1 protein-coding gene is annotated in these 1,035 nt (G+C 64.3%); it reads right to left on the reverse strand.

Annotated elements, in window-relative coordinates:
* On the reverse strand, positions 1 to 1,035 hold a 1,035-nt coding region (locus ABTZ59_RS37290), incomplete at both ends, for a cbb3-type cytochrome c oxidase subunit I (protein WP_351426110.1).

The following is a 1,035-nucleotide window of genomic DNA, read 5'->3' on the forward strand; positions in this document are numbered from 1 at the left end:
TGGACACCGTGTTCAGCGCGGTGAAGCCGTCGGCGGCCAGGTAGTCGGCGTACCGGCGCGGCATACCCTCGGCGCCCAGCCAGTGCTGGACGAGGAAGGTGGTGTGGAAGCCGATGAACAGCGTCCAGAAGGTGATCTTGCCGAGGCGTTCGTCCAGCATCTTGCCGGTGAACTTCGGCCACCAGAAGTGGAAGCCGGCGAACATCGCGAACACGACCGTACCGAAGACCACGTAGTGGAAGTGGGCCACCACGAAGTACGAGTCGGAGACGTGGAAGTCCATCGGAGGCGCCGCCAGGATGACACCGGTCAGACCACCGAACGTGAAGGTGATCAGGAAGCCGGTCGCCCAGAGCATCGGCGTCTCGAAGGACAGCGAGCCCTTCCACATGGTGCCGATCCAGTTGAAGAACTTCACACCGGTCGGCACCGCGATCAGGAAGGTCATGAAGGAGAAGAACGGCAGCAGCACGCCGCCCGTGACGTACATGTGGTGGGCCCACACCGTGACCGACAGGCCCGCGATGGAGATCGTCGCGGCGATCAGGCCCATGTAGCCGAACATCGGCTTGCGGGAGAAGACCGGGATGACCTCGGAGATGATGCCGAAGAACGGCAGCGCGATGATGTACACCTCTGGATGGCCGAAGAACCAGAAGAGGTGTTGCCACAGCAACGCGCCGCCATTTGCCGCGTCGAAGACATGCGCACCGAATTTACGGTCCGCCTCCAGGGCGAACAGCGCGGCGGCCAGCACCGGGAAGGCCAGCAGGACCAGCACACCGGTCAGCAGCACGTTCCACACGAAGATCGGCATGCGGAACATCGTCATGCCCGGAGCGCGCATGCAGATGATCGTGGTGATGAAGTTGACCGAGCCGAGGATGGTGCCGAAGCCGGACATGGCCAGACCCATGATCCACATGTCGGCGCCGGCGCCCGGCGAGCGGACCGCGTCCGACAGCGGGGAGTAGGCGAACCAGCCGAAGTCCGCCGCGCCCTCGGGGGTGAGGAAGCCGCCCACCGCGATCATCG

The sequence above is a fragment of the Streptomyces sp. NPDC094034 genome (assembly GCF_040303865.1).
Lineage (GTDB): Bacteria > Actinomycetota > Actinomycetes > Streptomycetales > Streptomycetaceae > Streptomyces.